The sequence below is a fragment of the Micromonospora sp. NPDC057141 genome, from assembly GCF_042670805.1.
Taxonomy (GTDB): domain Bacteria; phylum Actinomycetota; class Actinomycetes; order Mycobacteriales; family Micromonosporaceae; genus Micromonospora.
This window is the reverse complement of sequence record NZ_JBHUVA010000037.1, coordinates 44,631-59,752: the sequence shown is the minus strand read 5'-3', so window position 1 is coordinate 59,752 and position 15,122 is coordinate 44,631. Positions and strand designations below refer to the sequence as shown.

Below are 15,122 nucleotides of genomic sequence, written 5' to 3'. Positions count from 1 at the left end.
CTCACGGCCGTGCCCTTCCGCGCTGTGCGCAGTGCGCGCCCACCACCCGGGGGGTGAGAAGGGGTTCTCTACCAAATGCGTTAACAAGGTGCCCTTCCTTGCATCCGGGGAATGCGGAAGGGGGCCGGCACGTTGACGAGGCCGGACCCGCTGTGCGGCCCGCCTGAGGGGTCGGCTCACGCCCATGGCACACTGGTCAGTCGGCCACCGGTTCCGGTTCACGCCCGAGCCCGACGCGCGCCACGCGTCGGGGCCGCACGGCGACCCGGCGACCACCAAGCGAGAGGACCGAGGCGACATGAAGCCCAACATCCACCCGGAGTACACGACCACCGAGGTCACCTGCTCCTGCGGCAGCACCTTCACGACCCGCAGCACCGCCAAGGGCGGTTCCATCCACGTCGAGACCTGCAGCGCCTGCCACCCGTTCTACACCGGTAAGCAGCGCGTTCTCGACACGGCCGGCCGGGTCGCCAAGTTCCAGCAGAAGTACGCCAAGGTTCAGGCCAAGAAGGCCAAGTAGCTCCACGTTCGGCGCCCGCGTCCGGCTTCCTGCCGGGCGCGGGCGCTGTCCGTATCGCCCTCTTCCGTCCGGATGTCGCCGGCCGGTACCCGTCGTCGAAGGAGCACCCGAGCATGAGCAGTGAGCGGCTGGTCGCCCTCCTCGACGAGTACGCCGAGCTGGAGAAGCGCCTCGCGGACCCGGCGATCCACGCGGACCAGAACGTCGCCCGCCGGGTCGGCCGCCGCTACGCCGAGCTGTCGCCCCTGCACAAGGCGGCCGACGAGCTGGAGCAGGCCCGCGCGGACCTGGCCGCGGCCCGGGAGCTGGCCGCCGAGGACCCGTCCTTCGCCGGCGAGGCGGAGTCGATCGCCGCCGGGCTGCCCGCCCTGGAGGAGCGCCTCGCCGAGCTGCTGATCCCGCGCGACCCGCACGACGCCAAGGACGTGATCGTCGAGATCAAGGCCGGCGAGGGCGGCGAGGAGTCCGCCCTGTTCGCCGGGGACCTGCTGCGGATGTACACCCGGTACGCCGAGCGCCGCGGCTGGCTCACCGAGGTCATCGACGCGCAGGACTCCGACCTGGGCGGGGTCAAGGACGTCTCGCTGGCGATCAAGACCAAGGGCGTCCCCGAGGGCGGCAACGGCGTGTGGTCGCGGCTCAAGTGGGAGGGCGGGGTGCACCGGGTGCAGCGCGTACCGGTCACCGAGTCGCAGGGGCGCATCCACACCAGCGCCGCCGGGGTGCTGGTGCTGCCCGAGGCCGAGGACGTCGACGTCACCATCGACCCCAACGACCTGCGGATCGACGTGTTCCGCTCGTCGGGCCCGGGCGGGCAGTCGGTGAACACCACCGACTCGGCGGTGCGGATCACCCACGTGCCGACCGGGATCGTGGTCTCCTGCCAGAACGAGAAGTCGCAGCTGCAGAACCGGGAGCAGGCGATGCGCATCCTGCGGGCGCGGCTGCTGGCCGCCGCCCAGGAGCAGGCCGACGCCGCCGCCTCGGACGCCCGCAAGGCCCAGGTGCGCACCGTGGACCGCTCGGAGCGCATCCGCACGTACAACTTCCCGCAGAACCGGATCACCGACCACCGGATCGGCTACACGGCGTACAACCTCGACCTGGCGCTTGCCGGCGAGCTGGACGGGGTGCTGGACGCCCTGGCCGACGCGGACCGCGCGGCGCGGCTGGCCGGCGACCCGGAGCTGACCCGCCGCTGAGCACGCCCCCCGGGGAATCGGGGAATCAGCAGGTGCGGAGGCGGCTCTTCGCGGCGAGCATCTCCCGGTCGGCGGTCTCGAACGCCGCGCCGATCGCGTCGCGCAGGCCCGGGCCGTTGGCCTCGACCTCGGCGAACCCGATGGTGACCCCGACCGGCGTGCCGGGGACCAGCGCCTCCCAGTCCTCGGTGCGCACCGCCGCCTCGATCCGGCGGGCCACGTCGGCCGCCTCGGCCATCCCCGCGCCGGACAACACCACCACGAACTCGTCGCCGCCGTAGCGGGCCACGAAGTCGCCCCGGCGCATGACCCGGTTGATCACCCCGGCGATGCGCTGGAGGACCAGGTCGCCGGAGTGGTGGCCGTGGCGGGTGTTGACCGCCTTGAAGCCGTCGAGGTCGCAGACCCCGATCACCACCCGCTCCCCGCCGGCCACGACGGCCGCGATGTAGCGCTCCAACCGGCGCCGGTTGGGCAGGCCGGTCAGCGGGTCGGTGAGCGCCTCGCCCTCGAACCGGGCCGCCTCCCGCCGCATCTCCTCGTGGTCGAGCCGGGCGGCGATGCCGTCGATGTAGACGTCCCGCAGCCGGTCGTTGCGCTGCGCGGCGAGCCGGAACGCGTGCCGGTCGGCCCGGTGCGCCGCCGCGTGGTCGCCGGCCCGGGCGTACGCGATGCTGCGCAGCCGGGCCGGCTCCGCCGCGCCGAGGGTCTCGTTGGAGACCCGGGCGGTGTCGAGCCGGGTGATCGCCTCGATCGGGTTGCCGGCCGCGATGGCCAGGCAGACCTGGCCGAGCTGGCGCATGTCCCGGGCGCGGGCGCTGTCCGCGCCGTGGCCGAGCAGCCGGTTCGGGTCGGCGCCGACGGTGGTCTCCACCCGGTCGCCGAGGGCGGCCCGGCGGGCGGCGGCATAACCGTACGCGGCCAGGCTGCTCGGGCGCAGCTCCTCGGCCCGCCCACCGCGCAGGAACCGGCCCAGGTCGGCGGCGACGTCCCGCAGCACCCGCAGGCAGCCGTCGCTGTCGCCGTTGTGGTCGAGGGCGACCGCGTTGCGTAGCCGGATGCCGGGCGCGGCGAACGTCTCCTCGGGGATGCCGGCGGCCAGCCCGAGCTGGCGGGCGCGCTCGATCGCGCCGAGCGCGTAGCCGTGGAAGCTGAGGTAGGAGTAGGCCATCGCCAGGTCGTGCCAGCCCCAGGCGGTGTCGCGGTCCGGGTCCTCGACCGCGCCCAGCTTCCGGGCCGCCTTCACCAGGTGGGTGACGCACCGGTCGAGCGCCCCCTGGTGGTGGGCGGCGAGCGCGGCCAGCGCGTTGAGGTGCCCGTGCAGGTAGGGCTCGTTGAGGTCCCGTACGGCGGCGGACGCCTCCTCGATGGCGCGGGTGTATTCGGCGGTGCGCCCCAGATTGATCAACGCGGAGAGGCGCTGCACGAGCGCGTCGGCCCGGGCGTACGGGTCGCTGGTGGTGCGGATCACGCCGTCGAGCAGGAGGCACGACTCGGCGGAGCGGCTCACCTCCTGGAGGGCGCGCGCCCGGGTCAGGACGTCAACCTGGTCGTTGACCCGGTTGAGCCATCCCACGCGCGACCTCCTTGTCGGTGTGCGCGCGGAGGCACCAACTCGTGGCGCGGGCCCGCGACGCTTCATGATTATGTCGTGACGTCCCGTTCGCAACACCCGTCCGAAGGGTCAGAACGCCTACGGCCCACGGCGGCAGTGGCCCGAGCCGCCCGCGTCCTCGCCGCGGCGGGGATCGATGCCCCTCGTGCCGAGGCCGAGCTGCTCGCCGCCCACGTGCTGGGCGTGCCCCGGGGGCGGCTGGCACTGGCCGACGGCCTCGCCCCCGACCAGCTCGACCGGTACGACGCCCTGGTCGTCCGCCGGGCGGCCCGGGAGCCGTTGCAGCACCTCACCGGCTCAGCCGCTTTCCGGCACCTGGAGCTGGCGGTCGGCCCGGGCGTCTTCGTGCCCCGCCCGGAGACGGAGCTGCTCGCCGGCTGGGGCGTCGACCAGGCCGGGCTGCCGGCCACCGGCCCCACCGCTGCGGGTGGCCCGGGGACAGCCGGCGGACATCGAGTGGCCGGCGGGCAGGGGGCGGCCGGCGCACAGGGGGCGGCCGGCGGTCCGCTGGTCGTCGACCTGTGCAGCGGGTCGGGGGCGATCGCCCTCGCCGTCGCCCAGGAGGCTCCCGCCGCCCGGGTGGTGGCCGTGGAGCGGTCCCCGGCGGCGCTGGCGTGGCTGCGCCGCAACGCCGCCGACCGGGCCGCCGCCGGGGACCGGCCGATCGAGGTGGTGGCCGCCGACGTCACGGACCCGGGCCTGCTGGGCGACCTGGAAGGGCTGGTGGACGTGCTGCTGTGCAACCCGCCGTACGTGCCGAGGGCCGTCGAGGTGCCCCCGGAGGTGGCGGCGCACGACCCGGACGAGGCGGTCTTCGGCGGGGCGGACGGGCTGGACGTGATCCGGCCGGTGCTCGCCAGGGCCGCGCGACTGCTCCGCCCGGGCGGGGTGCTCGGCGTCGAGCACGACGACACGCACGGCGCGGCGGTGCCCGCGCTGCTGGCCGCCGACGGCCGGTACGAGGCGGTCGAGGAGCACCGGGACCTGGCCGGGCGGCCCCGGTTCGCCACCGCCCGCCGCCGATGACGGGCCTCCCGCCGCGACTCGGGGGCGGGACCGTCGCGTCCGGACCTGTGGGACCCGTTCGCGCCGAGGACGCCGACCGGGCCGGGGCGTGGCAGACTGGCTCCTCGTGATGCTCTACGACTGTCGGTCGCTCGCCGACCGGGACCGCGGCATCGCCGCTGCCATCGAGGCCGTCAAGAACGGCGAGCTGGTCGTCCTGCCGACGGACACCGTCTACGGGATCGGCGCGGACGCGTTCACCCCGTACGCGGTGAAGGCGCTCTCGGACGCCAAGGGTGGCACCCGGCAGGCGCCCCCGGTGCTGATCGGGTCCCGGCACACCCTCGACGGCCTGGTCTTCACGCTGCCCCGGTCGGCCCGCGACCTGGTGGAGGCGTTCTGGCCGGGCGCGCTCACGATCGTGGTGGAGCACTCGCCGAGCCTGTCGTGGGACCTCGGCGACGAGACCGGCAGCGGCACGGTCGCGGTGCGGATGCCGCTGCACCCGGTCGCCCTGGAGGTGCTGCGGGAGACCGGCCCGATGGCGGTGGCCTCGGCCAACAAGGTCGGCCAGCCGGCGGCGGTGACCGCCGAGGCGGCCCGGGAGCAGCTCGGTTACGCCGTGCGGGCATACCTGGAGGCGGGGGCGTGCCCCGATCCGGTGCCGAGCACGATCGTCGACCTCACCGGCGAGGTGCCGACGCTGGTGCGCGCCGGGGCGATCCCGCTGGAGCAGCTGCGGGACGTCGTGCCGGACATCGTCGAGAGTCGGGTGGGCTGAGTGCCGCCGTTCACCGTCCTGCACGTCTGCATGGGAAACATCTGCCGCTCGCCGATGGCGGAGCGGCTGCTGGCGCTGGCCGTCCGCGAGCGGCTGGCGCGGCGCGGCGTCGACCCGACCGGCGCGGACGGGCTGCTGCACAGCCACAGCGCCGGCACCGGCGGCTGGCACGCGGGGGAGGAGATGAACCCGCCGGCGGCCCGCCAGGTGGTCTCCCGGGGCGGCGACGTGGCCGGCTTCGCCGCCCGCAAGCTGCGTTCCGACCTCATCGACGCGGCCGACCTGGTGCTCACCGCCACCGCCGACCAGCAGGAGTACGTGGTGGCGCTGCGCCCCGACGCCGCGTCCCGCACGTTCGTGCTCGGCGAGTTCGGCCGCCTGCTGGCGGCCGTGGACGCCGCCGGTCTGCCCCCGGCCGAGGCCACCGGCGACGCCGTGTACGCGCGGGGGGTGGCCCTGGTCGCCGCTGTGCACGCCGCCCGGGAGGGCGCGGCCCCGCTGCACACGGACGACCTCGACGACCCGTGGGGGCGCGGCGACCAGTGCTTCAGCCGGGTCGCCGACGAGATCGAGGAGACCGTCCACCCGCTGGCCGCCGCGCTGCTGCCCTGACGGGTCCGCCCCGGCCGGTCCGCGGCGCGTCGCGTGCCTTTCTCGCGAAATTCGTGCCCCTTTGGGGAAAAGCGGCGGGGTTCGCCGCCGTCCGGGTCATTCTGAACGGGTCCGCACCTGACCGGCTCCTGCGGGGAGAGCTGATGATCCGGGCCCGTCGTCTCCACAAGCTGATGACCATCGTGATTGCCGGCGTGCTCGCCGGGCTGGCACTGGCGGTGGCGGCGCTACCGGCCGCCCTGGTCTTCGGGATCGGCATCCGGGGGATCACCGAGCCGTGGTCGGAGCTGCCGGCGTCGCTGCTCACGCCGCCCACGGCGCAACGGTCCACCCTCTACGCCAACGACGGCCGCACCCCGATCACGTCCTTCTACACCGAGGACCGGGTCGACGTGCCGCTGGACAAGGTGGCGCCGGCGATGCGCCAGGCCGTCGTCGCCGCCGAGGACGTCCGCTTCTACGAGCACCGGGGCGTGGACCCGCGCGGCGTCGTCCGGGCGTTCACCGCCAACCGGCGCGACGGCGCGCCCCGGCAGGGCGCGTCGACCCTGACCATGCAGTACGTGCGCAACGTGCTCGCCGGCGACCCCGGCCTCACCGAGGAGCAGCGGGCCAAGGCCACCGAGGTCACCCTCACCCGCAAGATCAAAGAGATGCGGTACGCCGTGGCGCTGGAGCGCGAGCTGAGCAAGGACCAGATCCTCGCCGGCTACCTCAACATCGCCTACTTCGGCGCTGGCGCGTACGGGGTGGGCGCCGCCAGCAAGCGCTACTTCTCGAAGTCGCCGGCGAAGCTCACCCTGGCCGAGTCGGCGCTGCTGGCCGGACTGGTCCGCTCGCCCGACACCGACGACCCGATCAACGGCGACGCCGACGCGGCGCTGACCCGCCGGGCGTACGTGCTGGACCGGCTGGTCGAGACCGGCCAGGTCGCGCCCGACGTGGCCGAGGCGGCGAAGGCCGAGCCGCTCGCGCTGAAGCCCAGCGCGACGCCGAACGACTGCACGGCGGTCCCGCAGGAACACAACGACTGGGGCTTCTTCTGCGACTGGTTCACCCGCTGGTGGAGCGAGCAGCCGGCGTTCGGCGCCACCGCCGACGAGCGGCTGCGCATGCTGCGCCGGGGCGGCTTCCGGATCGTCTCCTCGCTCGACCCGGCGGTGCAGCGGACCACCGCCGAGCAGGTGCTGCGGGTCTACGACGTCGACGACCCCCGCGTCGCGCCGACGGCCGTGGTGCAGCCCGGCACCGGCCGGGTGCTCGCCCTCGCGGTGAACCGGAACTACAGCGTGGAGGAGAACCCGCCGGGCTGGCTCAACCGCCCGAACACCGTCAACCAGCTCGTCGCCGGGGGCGGCGCCATCAACGGCTACCAGGCCGGGTCGACGTTCAAGATATTCGCGGTGCTCGCCGCGCTGGAGGCGGGCCTGCCCCTGGACACGCTGTTCGACGCCCCGCCCCGCATCGTCACCCGCTTCCCGGTGACCGGCGGCCCCGCCGAATGCCGGGGCCGCTGGTGCCCGGTCAACGCCGACCCGATCGGGATGGACGGCTACCGGACCATGTGGGACGCGTTCGGCCGGTCGGTGAACACCTACTTCGCCTGGCTGACCGAACGGGTCGGCGCGGACCGGGTGGTGGAGATGGCCGAGCGGCTCGGCATCCGGCTGCGGGCCGAGTCCGACGCCAAGCTGGCCCGGTACGGCGCGCGGGACTGGGGCCCGTTCACGCTGGGCGTCGCCGCCACCACCCCGCTCGACCTCGCCGGGGCGTACGCGGCGGTGGCCGCCGAGGGGATGTGGTGCGCGCCCACGCCGGTGGTGCGGATCCTCGACGCCGCCGGGCGGGAGGTCGCCGCCGGACGCCCGGACTGCCGGCAGGTGCTCGACACGGACGTGGCCCGGGGCGCGGCCGACGCGGCCCGGTGCCCGGTCGGCGACCAGTCGATGTACGGCGGCTGCGCCGGCGGCACCGCCCCCGACCTGCGCAGCCGGCTGGGGCGGCCGGTGGCCGGCAAGACCGGCAGCTCGGAGGGGAACGGCACGGAGACCGTCGTCGCGTTCACCCCGCAGCTCGCCGTCGCCTCGATCGCCGCGAACCCGGACGACCCCCGGGACGCGGTCGGCCGGGCGGTCCAGGCCCAACTGGTCGACCTGGTGGGCCGCACCCTCTACGACACCCTCCAGGGCCAGCCGGTGCGTGACTTCGTCCCGCCCAGCGAGTCGGTGGCCCGGCACGCCACGGCCCCCCGCGCCGGCAACTGACCGCCGTCGCGTCGCCCCGATCGGTCGTCCGCCGCCGCCCGCCCGGAACGGTCGCCCGCCGCCGCAACTCGCAGATCTTGGACGCTTGCTGTCCACAGTGAACGGTAGTTGTCCAAGATCTGGCCCGGTCGCCGCCTGCGCCTACTCGCGGATCAGCCCGATGGCGGCGGCGAGGCGGGCGATGCCGGCGGGGGTGGGTCCGGTGCGGAGGATGGCGGCCCGCGCGGTGCGTGCGGCGGGCGGCGAACTCGCGGAGTGTGGGAGCTTCGCGCCGGCCTCGTAGCCTTTGACGCCGTCCTTGATCCTGCGCCTGAGTTCGGCGGCGAAGCTCTCGGGGGCAACCCGACCCGATTGTCTTGAGATTTATCGATTGTCGGCGGACAAGCGCGCCGTCGGGTCGGAAGTCGGCCGGCGGCAAGGAAGGCGATGTCGTATTCGACTCAGCTGCGTATGGGCCGCGAGGAGCCGTCCGTCGTCGCCGGGACCGCTTCGGCGCCCCGGGCGATGTTTCTCGCCATGCCGCCGAAGACGATCGCGTGGAACGGGGACACCGCGCCCCAGTAGGCGTGGCCGGCGAGCCCCCTGGGCAGGAAGACCGCGCGCTGGACGTACCGGCTGCGGCCGTCCCCGTCCGGCTCGGCGCGCATCTCCAGCCAGGCCCGGCCGGGCAGCCGCATCTCGGCGCGCAGCCGCAGCAGTTCGCCCGGGACGATCTCCTCGACCCGCCAGAAGTCCAGCGCCTCGCCGACCCGCAGCCGGTGCGGGTCGCGCCGGCCCCGGCGCAGCCCCACCCCGCCGGCCAGCCGGTCCAGCCAGCCGCGCACCGCCCAGGCGAGCGGGAACGAGTACCAGCCGTTCTCGCCGCCGACGCCCTCGATCACCCGCCACAGCGCGTCCGCCGGGGCGTGCACGGCCCGCTCCCGCACGTCCGTGTACGCCGTGCCGCCGGACCACTTCGGGTCGCTGGGCAGCGGCTCGGCCGGGGCGTCCGGCCCGCTCGCGGTGGACCAGCGGGTCTCCACCTGCGCGTCGCGGACCTTCACCAGGGCCAGCTCCACCGCCCGGTCGAAGCCGGTCAGCCCGCCGGGCGGGTCCGGCACGTACGCCGCGATGTCGTGCTCCCGGGCGATCGCCTCGTGGACCAGGCTCTCCACCAGCGGCCGGGCGATCGCGTTCGGCACCGGGGTGACCAGCCCGACCCAGTAGGAGGAGAGCGACGGGGTCAGCGGCCGGACCGGCAGGACGATCCGCCGGCGCAGCCCGGCCACCCGGGCGTAGCGCTGCATCATGTCGCCGAAGGTGAGCACGTCGGGGCCGCCGATGTCGAACGCCCGGTTTACCTGCGGCGGCAGCGCGGCGCAGCCGACCAGGTAGTGCAGCACGTCCCGGACGGCGATCGGCTGGATCCGGTTGCGCACCCAGCGCGGGGTGACCATGGCGGGCAGCCGCTCGGTGAGGTGGCGCAGCATCTCGAACGACGCCGAGCCGGACCCGATGATGATCGCCGCCCGGAGCACCGCGGTGGGCACCCCGCTGCCGAGCAGGATCCGGCCCACCTCGGCCCGGGACCGCAGGTGCGGCGACGGGGCCTCGCCGCCGGCCTTCGGCTCGGGGCCGCCGAGGTAGACGATCCGGCGTACGCCCGCGGCGCGCGCCGCGTCGGCGAAGCCGGCTGCGGCCTCCCGGTCGGCGGCCTCGAAGCCGGCCTGGCCGAGCGAGTGCACCAGGTAGTAGGCGACGTCCACGTCCGCGAACGCGGCCGGCAGGGTCTCCGGCTTGCGCAGGTCGCCCTCGGCGATCTCGGCGTGCGTCGCCCACGGCACGTCGCGCAGCCGACCCGCATGCCGGGCCAGGCAGCGCACCTGGTGCCCCTCGGCGAGCAGCAGGGGCGCGAGCCGTCCGCCGATGTACCCGGTCGCGCCGGTGACGAGGCATCTCACGGCCTCCAGTGTGCGGCTCCGTAGACTCCTTCGCTGTGGAGAACGCGAGAAGCGGCACCTTCTTTCCGGCGTACCCCCGTGGCTGAGCCCGTGGTGGACGCGGCGCGAGCGGCCGACGACCGGGGCTGGCGGCTGCGCCACCTGCCGGTGCTGCTGGCCGCCTCCGCCGCCGTTGCGGCCCTGGGCGCGGTGGCCGGCGGCGTCCTCGGCGGGGCCGACGCGGCGCTCGGCGTGGCGGCCGGTGTCGCCGTCACCGTGGCCAGCTACGTCCTCACCACCGTGGTCCTGGCCTGGGCGGACGCCCGTAACCCGCAGCTCGTGCTCCCGTTCGGGGTGGGTCTCTACGTCGCGAAGTTCACCCTCCTGGGTGGGGTGATGGTGGCGGTCGCCTCGACGGGGTGGGCCGGGGTGGTCCCGCTCTGCCTCGGCATCGCCGTCGGCGTGGTGGTCTGGACCGGCGCGCACATCTGGTGGCTCAGCACCGTGCACGCGCGCCGGACCAGGGGCTGAACCCCCAGCGTCCCACCTTTCGGTACGACGCGCGATTGTGTCCGACACCGGTCGTTCATTCGGTGGCGCAAGGGGAGTAGCGTTTCCACAGACGACGCGCCCGCCAGACGCCCACACAACTACGGTTGTGCGGGGGGTGAGGCACAGCCTCGTTTCTCAGACTGATATCGTTCGCCCCGTCATGGCTGGTGACCAAACCCCCCGACCCAGCGGCGGCCCGGACGACATTCCGACCGGTGCCGGCCAGGGTTGGACCGCGCTCTCATACCTCATCGGGGGCATGCTCGTCTGGGGTTTCATCGGCTGGCTGGTCGACCAGTGGCTCGACACCGGTGGCATCGCCACCGGGATCGGCGTCGTGCTCGGCATGGCCGGGGGGATCATCCTGGTCGTCCGCCGACTCGGCACGCCTACTTAGGAAGGGACGCGGTGTTCGGACAGGCGAACGTCCTGGCAGCGGGCCAGGCGGCATTCCCACCCAGCGTGGAGGACTTCTACCTGCCCAGCATCCTGCCCTGGGGTGCGCACGACTCCTACTGGTTCACGAAGATCACGGCCATGGTCTGGATCGCCGTCGGCGTCCTGATCATCTTCTTCCTGGCGACCTACCGGAAGCCGCAGCTGGTGCCGACGAAGAAGCAGTGGCTCGCCGAGTCCATCTACGGCTTCGTACGCAACAACATCGCCGTCGAGATGATCGGGCACGCAGGGGTGCGGTTCGCGCCGTACTTCACGACGCTGTTCTGCTTCATCCTGCTGACGAACTTCTTCGCGATCGTGCCGCTGTTCCAGATCTCGCCCAACTCGCACATCGCCTTCCCGGCGTTCCTCGCCGTGATCAGCTACGTGATGTTCATCTGGGTGGGCATCCGGCACCACGGCTTCGGCAAGTTCGTCAAGAACTCCCTGATCCCGCCGGCGCCGTGGTACATCCTGCCGCTGCTGATCCCGATCGAGTTCTTCTCGACCTTCCTGGTCCGGCCGTTCTCGCTGGCCGTCCGTCTCTTCGCGAACATGTTCGCCGGCCACATGCTCCTGCTGGTCTTCACGCTCGGCGGGTTCGCGATGCTCAGCGCCAACGCCTGGCTGGCCCCGGTCTCGGTGCTGTCCTGGGTGATGACCATCGCGCTCACCTTCCTCGAGTTCCTGGTCATCTGCCTGCAGGCATACGTCTTCACGGTGCTCACCGCCAGCTACGTGCAGGGCGCGCTCGCCGACGAGCACTGAGTCACCTCGCATTACCCGTTGTCGTCCCGCGTGAGAGTCACGCGTGATAACCAGGAGGAACCCACTAATGGACATCTACGCCGCGGTAGAGGGCAGCACCGCCGCCATCGGCTACGGTCTCGCGGCCATCGGCCCGGGCATCGGTGTCGGCCTGGTCTTCGCCGCCTACATCCAGTCGACCGCCCGGCAGCCGGAGTCGTCCCGGATGACCCTGCCGTACGTCTGGATCGGCTTCGCCGTCATCGAGGCGCTCGCGCTGCTCGGCATCGCGTTCGGCTTCATCTGGCAGGGCAACCTCTAAGTCGTCCCGCCCTTCGACCGGGAGGTTTCCCATGTACCTGCTCGCCGCAGAGGGTGGTGAGTCGACGCACAACCCGATCATCCCGATCTGGCAGGAGATCGTGGTCGGTGGCGTCGCCTTCATCCTGCTCTGCATCGTGCTGATGAAGTTCGTCTTCCCGCGCATGGAGCAGACGTTCCAGGCCCGGGTCGACGCGATCGAGGGTGGCATCAAGCGCGCCGAGGCCGCCCAGGCCGAGGCCAACCAGCTCCTTGAGCAATATCGCGCGCAGCTCGCCGAGGCGCGCACCGACGCCGCGAAGATCCGGGACGACGCCCGGGCCGACGCGGAGGGCATCCGGCAGGACATCCTCGCCAAGGCGCGGGAGGAGTCCGACCGCATCATCGCGGCCGGCAAGGAGCAGCTCGCCGCCGAGCGGGCCACCATCGTGCGCGAGCTGCGCACGGAGGTCGGCACGATCGCGGTCGACCTGGCCAGCAAGATCGTCGGTGAGTCGCTGGCCGACGAGGCCCGCCGCAAGGGCACCGTCGACCGCTTCCTCAGCGACCTCGAGAGCGCGGGGGCCCGCTGATGCAGGCCGCCAGCCGGGAGTCGTACCAGGCCGCGACCGAGCGCCTGGCGGCGTACGCGCGGGGTGCGGAGCCGTCGGCGGTGGCCGCCACCGCCGACGACCTGCTCGCCGTCGCCGGCCTGCTGCGGCGCGAGCCGCGGCTGCGCCGGGCGCTGTCCGACCCGGCCCGGCCGGGCGCGGACCGCGCCGGGCTGCTCGGGGACATGCTCCGGGGCAAGGTCGGCGCGGACGCGCTCGACCTGCTCACCGGGCTTGTCTCCGGCCGGTGGTCGGCGCCCTCGGAGCTGCTCGACGGCGTCGAGCGCCTCGGCGTGGAGGCGCTGCTGGCCAGCGCCGACGCCTCGGGCGACCTGGGCGAGGTCGAGGACGAGCTGTTCCGCTTCGGTCAGGTGGTCGCCGGCCAGCCCGCGCTGTCGGCGGCGCTGTCCGACCCGGTCGGCCCGGTCGAGCGGCGGGCCGAGCTGGCCCGTGGGCTGCTCGCCGGCAAGGCCCGCCCGGTCACCGTCCGCCTCGTCGAGGTGGCGTTGAACGGGTTCGGCGGGCGTTCCTTCACCGGTTCGCTCACCCGGCTGGTCGAGCTGACCGCCGACCGGCGGGACCGGCAGGTCGCGTACGTGACCGTGGCGGCTCCGTTGAGCGACGAGGACGAGCGCCGGCTCGGTGCCCGCCTCTCCGCGATGTACGGTCGGGAGGTCTCCGTCAAGCAGACGGTGGACCCCTCGGTCCTCGGCGGCGTCAGCGTCCGGGTCGGGTCCGACCTGTACGACGGCACCGTCCTGCGCCGCCTCAACGAGACCCGCAACGCGCTCGTGACGCGCTGACCGGCATCCCGCTGGCGCACCGCGAAACGCCTGGATTGACAGACGCCATTCGGACCGGTCGGTACTAGGTATCCCCGGGCCCCTGATACTTAAGGAAGCAGAGGATGGCCGAGCTGACCATCTCGACGGAGGAGATCCGCGGCGCCCTGGAGCGCTACGTCTCCTCCTACTCGCCCGACGTCTCCCGCGAGGAGGTCGGCACCGTCGCCGACACCGGCGACGGCATCGCCCACGTCGAGGGCCTGCCCTCGACCATGACCAACGAGCTCCTGGAGTTCGAGGACGGCACGCTCGGCCTGGCGCTGAACCTCGACGTCCGGGAGATCGGCGTCGTCGTTCTCGGTGACTCCGCCAAGCTCGAAGAGGGCCAGCGCGTCAAGCGCACCGGCCGGGTGCTCTCCGTGCCGGTCGGCGACGCCTTCCTCGGCCGCGTGGTCAACCCGCTCGGCCAGCCGATCGACGGCCTCGGCGACATCGCCAACGAGGGCTTCCGCGAGCTGGAGCTCCAGGCCCCGAACGTGATGTCCCGGCAGTCCGTCGACGAGCCGCTGCAGACCGGTATCAAGGCGATCGACGCCATGACCCCGGTCGGCCGGGGCCAGCGGCAGCTGATCATCGGCGACCGCAAGACCGGCAAGACCACGGTCGCCCTGGACACCATCCTCAACCAGCGGGACAACTGGCGCTCCGGCGACCCGAAGAAGCAGGTCCGCTGCATCTACGTCGCCATCGGCCAGAAGGCCTCCACGATCGCCTCGATCAAGGGCATCCTGGAGGAGGCGGGCGCGATGGAATACACCACCATCGTGGCCTCCCCGGCGTCCGACCCGGCCGGCTTCAAGTACCTGGCGCCCTACACCGGCTCGTCCATCGGGCAGCACTGGATGTACGGCGGCAAGCACGTCCTGATCGTCTTCGACGACCTGAGCAAGCAGGCCGAGGCGTACCGGGCCGTGTCGCTGCTGCTGCGCCGCCCGCCGGGCCGCGAGGCGTACCCGGGTGACGTCTTCTACCTGCACTCCCGGCTGCTGGAGCGCTGCGCGAAGCTTTCCGACGAGCTGGGCGGCGGCTCGATGACCGGCCTGCCGATCATCGAGACGAAGGCCAACGACATCTCGGCCTTCATCCCGACCAACGTCATCTCCATCACCGACGGCCAGATCTTCCTGGAGACGGACCTGTTCAACCAGGGCGTCCGGCCGGCCATCAACGTCGGCACCTCGGTCTCCCGGGTCGGCGGCGCCGCCCAGGTGAAGCCGATGAAGAAGGTCTCCGGCTCGCTGCGGCTCAACCTGGCCCAGTTCCGCGAGCTGGAGGCATTCGCCGCCTTCGCCTCCGACCTGGACAAGGCCTCCCGCGCCCAGCTGGAGCGCGGCTCCCGCCTGGTCGAGCTGCTCAAGCAGCCGAACTACTCGCCGTACCCGGTGCAGGAGCAGGTCGTCTCCGTCTGGTCCGGCGTCGAGGGCAAGCTCGACGACATCCCCGTCGGCGAGGTCCGCCGGTTCGAGTCCGAGTTCCTCCAGTACCTGCGGCACAAGCACGAGGGCACCCTCGCGGCGATCGCCGACAACACGTGGGACGACGAGGTGATCTCCTCCCTCGACCAGGCCATCGCCAGCTTCAAGCAGATGTTCCTGGGCAAGGAGGACGAGCCCCGGATCAACGAGGCCCCGGCCGCCCCGCTGGAGGGCGACGAGAACCGCGAGACGGTGACCCGCTACCGCGACAACGCCGAGAAGCAGTAGGGCTG

General features: G+C 73.2%; 15 protein-coding genes. 13 read left to right on the top strand and 2 right to left on the bottom strand.

Annotated features, from left to right (window positions below; genetic code table 11):
* Positions 1-298 precede the first annotated feature (298 nt).
* Both rpmE and prfA read left to right on the top strand, forming a co-directional pair.
* A complete protein-coding gene (gene rpmE / locus ACFT41_RS19240; protein WP_043966028.1) occupies positions 299-523 on the top strand; it encodes a 50S ribosomal protein L31 in 225 nt (74 codons plus the stop codon).
* Between the two features lie 113 nt (positions 524-636).
* Positions 637-1,725, top strand: a complete 1,089-nt coding sequence (gene prfA, locus ACFT41_RS19235) for a peptide chain release factor 1 (protein ID WP_377588317.1) — start codon at positions 637-639, stop codon at positions 1,723-1,725.
* A 25-nt stretch (positions 1,726-1,750) separates the two neighbouring features.
* Here prfA and ACFT41_RS19230 read toward each other — a convergent pair whose 3' ends face one another.
* Entirely contained in the window at positions 1,751-3,301 is a 1,551-nt protein-coding gene (locus ACFT41_RS19230; protein ID WP_377588318.1) for a diguanylate cyclase domain-containing protein, read from the bottom strand.
* Positions 3,302-3,376: 75 nt separating this feature from the next.
* On the opposite strand from ACFT41_RS19230, the gene prmC reads away from it, so the two are divergent.
* The 4 genes from prmC (at position 3,377) to ACFT41_RS19210 (ending at position 8,002) form a co-directional block, all read left to right on the top strand.
* Positions 3,377-4,366, top strand: a complete 990-nt coding sequence (gene prmC / locus ACFT41_RS19225; protein WP_377588319.1) for a peptide chain release factor N(5)-glutamine methyltransferase — start codon at positions 3,377-3,379, stop codon at positions 4,364-4,366.
* 109 nt (positions 4,367-4,475) lie between these two features.
* On the top strand, positions 4,476-5,126 hold the full coding sequence (locus tag ACFT41_RS19220) for an L-threonylcarbamoyladenylate synthase (protein WP_377588339.1): 651 nt from the start codon (positions 4,476-4,478) through the stop codon (positions 5,124-5,126).
* A complete protein-coding gene (locus tag ACFT41_RS19215) occupies positions 5,127-5,738 on the top strand; it encodes a phosphotyrosine protein phosphatase (protein WP_377588320.1) in 612 nt (203 codons plus the stop codon).
* A 143-nt stretch (positions 5,739-5,881) separates the two neighbouring features.
* The gene (locus ACFT41_RS19210) at positions 5,882-8,002 is read left to right on the top strand and encodes a transglycosylase domain-containing protein (RefSeq protein WP_377588321.1); all 2,121 of its coding nucleotides are present in this window, start codon (positions 5,882-5,884) and stop codon (positions 8,000-8,002) included.
* 440 nt (positions 8,003-8,442) lie between these two features.
* Here the strand turns inward: ACFT41_RS19210 and ACFT41_RS19205 are convergent, their stop codons facing one another.
* Positions 8,443-9,942, bottom strand: a complete 1,500-nt coding sequence (locus tag ACFT41_RS19205; RefSeq protein ID WP_377588322.1) for an SDR family oxidoreductase — start codon at positions 9,940-9,942, stop codon at positions 8,443-8,445.
* A 78-nt stretch (positions 9,943-10,020) separates the two neighbouring features.
* Between ACFT41_RS19205 and ACFT41_RS19200 the strand changes: the two genes are divergently transcribed.
* The 7 genes from ACFT41_RS19200 to atpA all read left to right on the top strand — a co-directional run bounded on the left by ACFT41_RS19200 (position 10,021) and on the right by atpA (position 15,117).
* On the top strand, positions 10,021-10,452 hold the full coding sequence (locus ACFT41_RS19200) for a hypothetical protein (RefSeq protein WP_377588323.1): 432 nt from the start codon (positions 10,021-10,023) through the stop codon (positions 10,450-10,452).
* A gap of 181 nt (positions 10,453-10,633) precedes the next feature.
* Positions 10,634-10,870 carry a hypothetical protein gene (locus ACFT41_RS19195; protein ID WP_350884432.1) on the top strand — a complete coding sequence of 79 codons (237 nt, stop codon included), beginning with the start codon at positions 10,634-10,636 and terminating at the stop codon, positions 10,868-10,870.
* An 11-nt stretch (positions 10,871-10,881) separates the two neighbouring features.
* Entirely contained in the window at positions 10,882-11,679 is a 798-nt protein-coding gene (gene atpB, locus ACFT41_RS19190) for a F0F1 ATP synthase subunit A (RefSeq protein ID WP_007072697.1), read from the top strand.
* A gap of 67 nt (positions 11,680-11,746) precedes the next feature.
* Positions 11,747-11,980, top strand: coding sequence for an ATP synthase F0 subunit C (locus ACFT41_RS19185; RefSeq protein ID WP_088975803.1), 234 nt, complete (start codon positions 11,747-11,749; stop codon positions 11,978-11,980).
* 31 nt (positions 11,981-12,011) lie between these two features.
* Positions 12,012-12,551 carry a F0F1 ATP synthase subunit B gene (locus ACFT41_RS19180; protein ID WP_278129050.1) on the top strand — a complete coding sequence of 180 codons (540 nt, stop codon included), beginning with the start codon at positions 12,012-12,014 and terminating at the stop codon, positions 12,549-12,551.
* Positions 12,551-13,372, top strand: coding sequence for a F0F1 ATP synthase subunit delta (locus ACFT41_RS19175; protein WP_377588324.1), 822 nt, complete (start codon positions 12,551-12,553; stop codon positions 13,370-13,372). Before ACFT41_RS19180 ends, ACFT41_RS19175 begins: the two co-directional genes overlap by 1 nt.
* A gap of 104 nt (positions 13,373-13,476) precedes the next feature.
* The gene (gene atpA / locus ACFT41_RS19170; RefSeq protein WP_377588325.1) at positions 13,477-15,117 is read left to right on the top strand and encodes a F0F1 ATP synthase subunit alpha; all 1,641 of its coding nucleotides are present in this window, start codon (positions 13,477-13,479) and stop codon (positions 15,115-15,117) included.
* Positions 15,118-15,122 lie beyond the last annotated feature (5 nt).

Bases quoted from the DNA above. Each gene is read 5' to 3' on its own strand.
- rpmE (WP_043966028.1), top strand. From the start codon at position 299: ATGAAGCCCAACATCCACCCGGAGTACACGACCACCGAGGTCACCTGC.
- prfA (WP_377588317.1), top strand. From the start codon at position 637: ATGAGCAGTGAGCGGCTGGTCGCCCTCCTCGACGAGTACGCCGAGCTG.
- ACFT41_RS19220 (WP_377588339.1), top strand. From the start codon at position 4,476: ATGCTCTACGACTGTCGGTCGCTCGCCGACCGGGACCGCGGCATCGCC.
- ACFT41_RS19210 (WP_377588321.1), top strand. From the start codon at position 5,882: ATGATCCGGGCCCGTCGTCTCCACAAGCTGATGACCATCGTGATTGCC.
- ACFT41_RS19195 (WP_350884432.1), top strand. From the start codon at position 10,634: ATGGCTGGTGACCAAACCCCCCGACCCAGCGGCGGCCCGGACGACATT.
- ACFT41_RS19185 (WP_088975803.1), top strand. From the start codon at position 11,747: ATGGACATCTACGCCGCGGTAGAGGGCAGCACCGCCGCCATCGGCTAC.
- ACFT41_RS19180 (WP_278129050.1), top strand. From the start codon at position 12,012: ATGTACCTGCTCGCCGCAGAGGGTGGTGAGTCGACGCACAACCCGATC.
- ACFT41_RS19175 (WP_377588324.1), top strand. From the start codon at position 12,551: ATGCAGGCCGCCAGCCGGGAGTCGTACCAGGCCGCGACCGAGCGCCTG.
- atpA (WP_377588325.1), top strand. From the start codon at position 13,477: ATGGCCGAGCTGACCATCTCGACGGAGGAGATCCGCGGCGCCCTGGAG.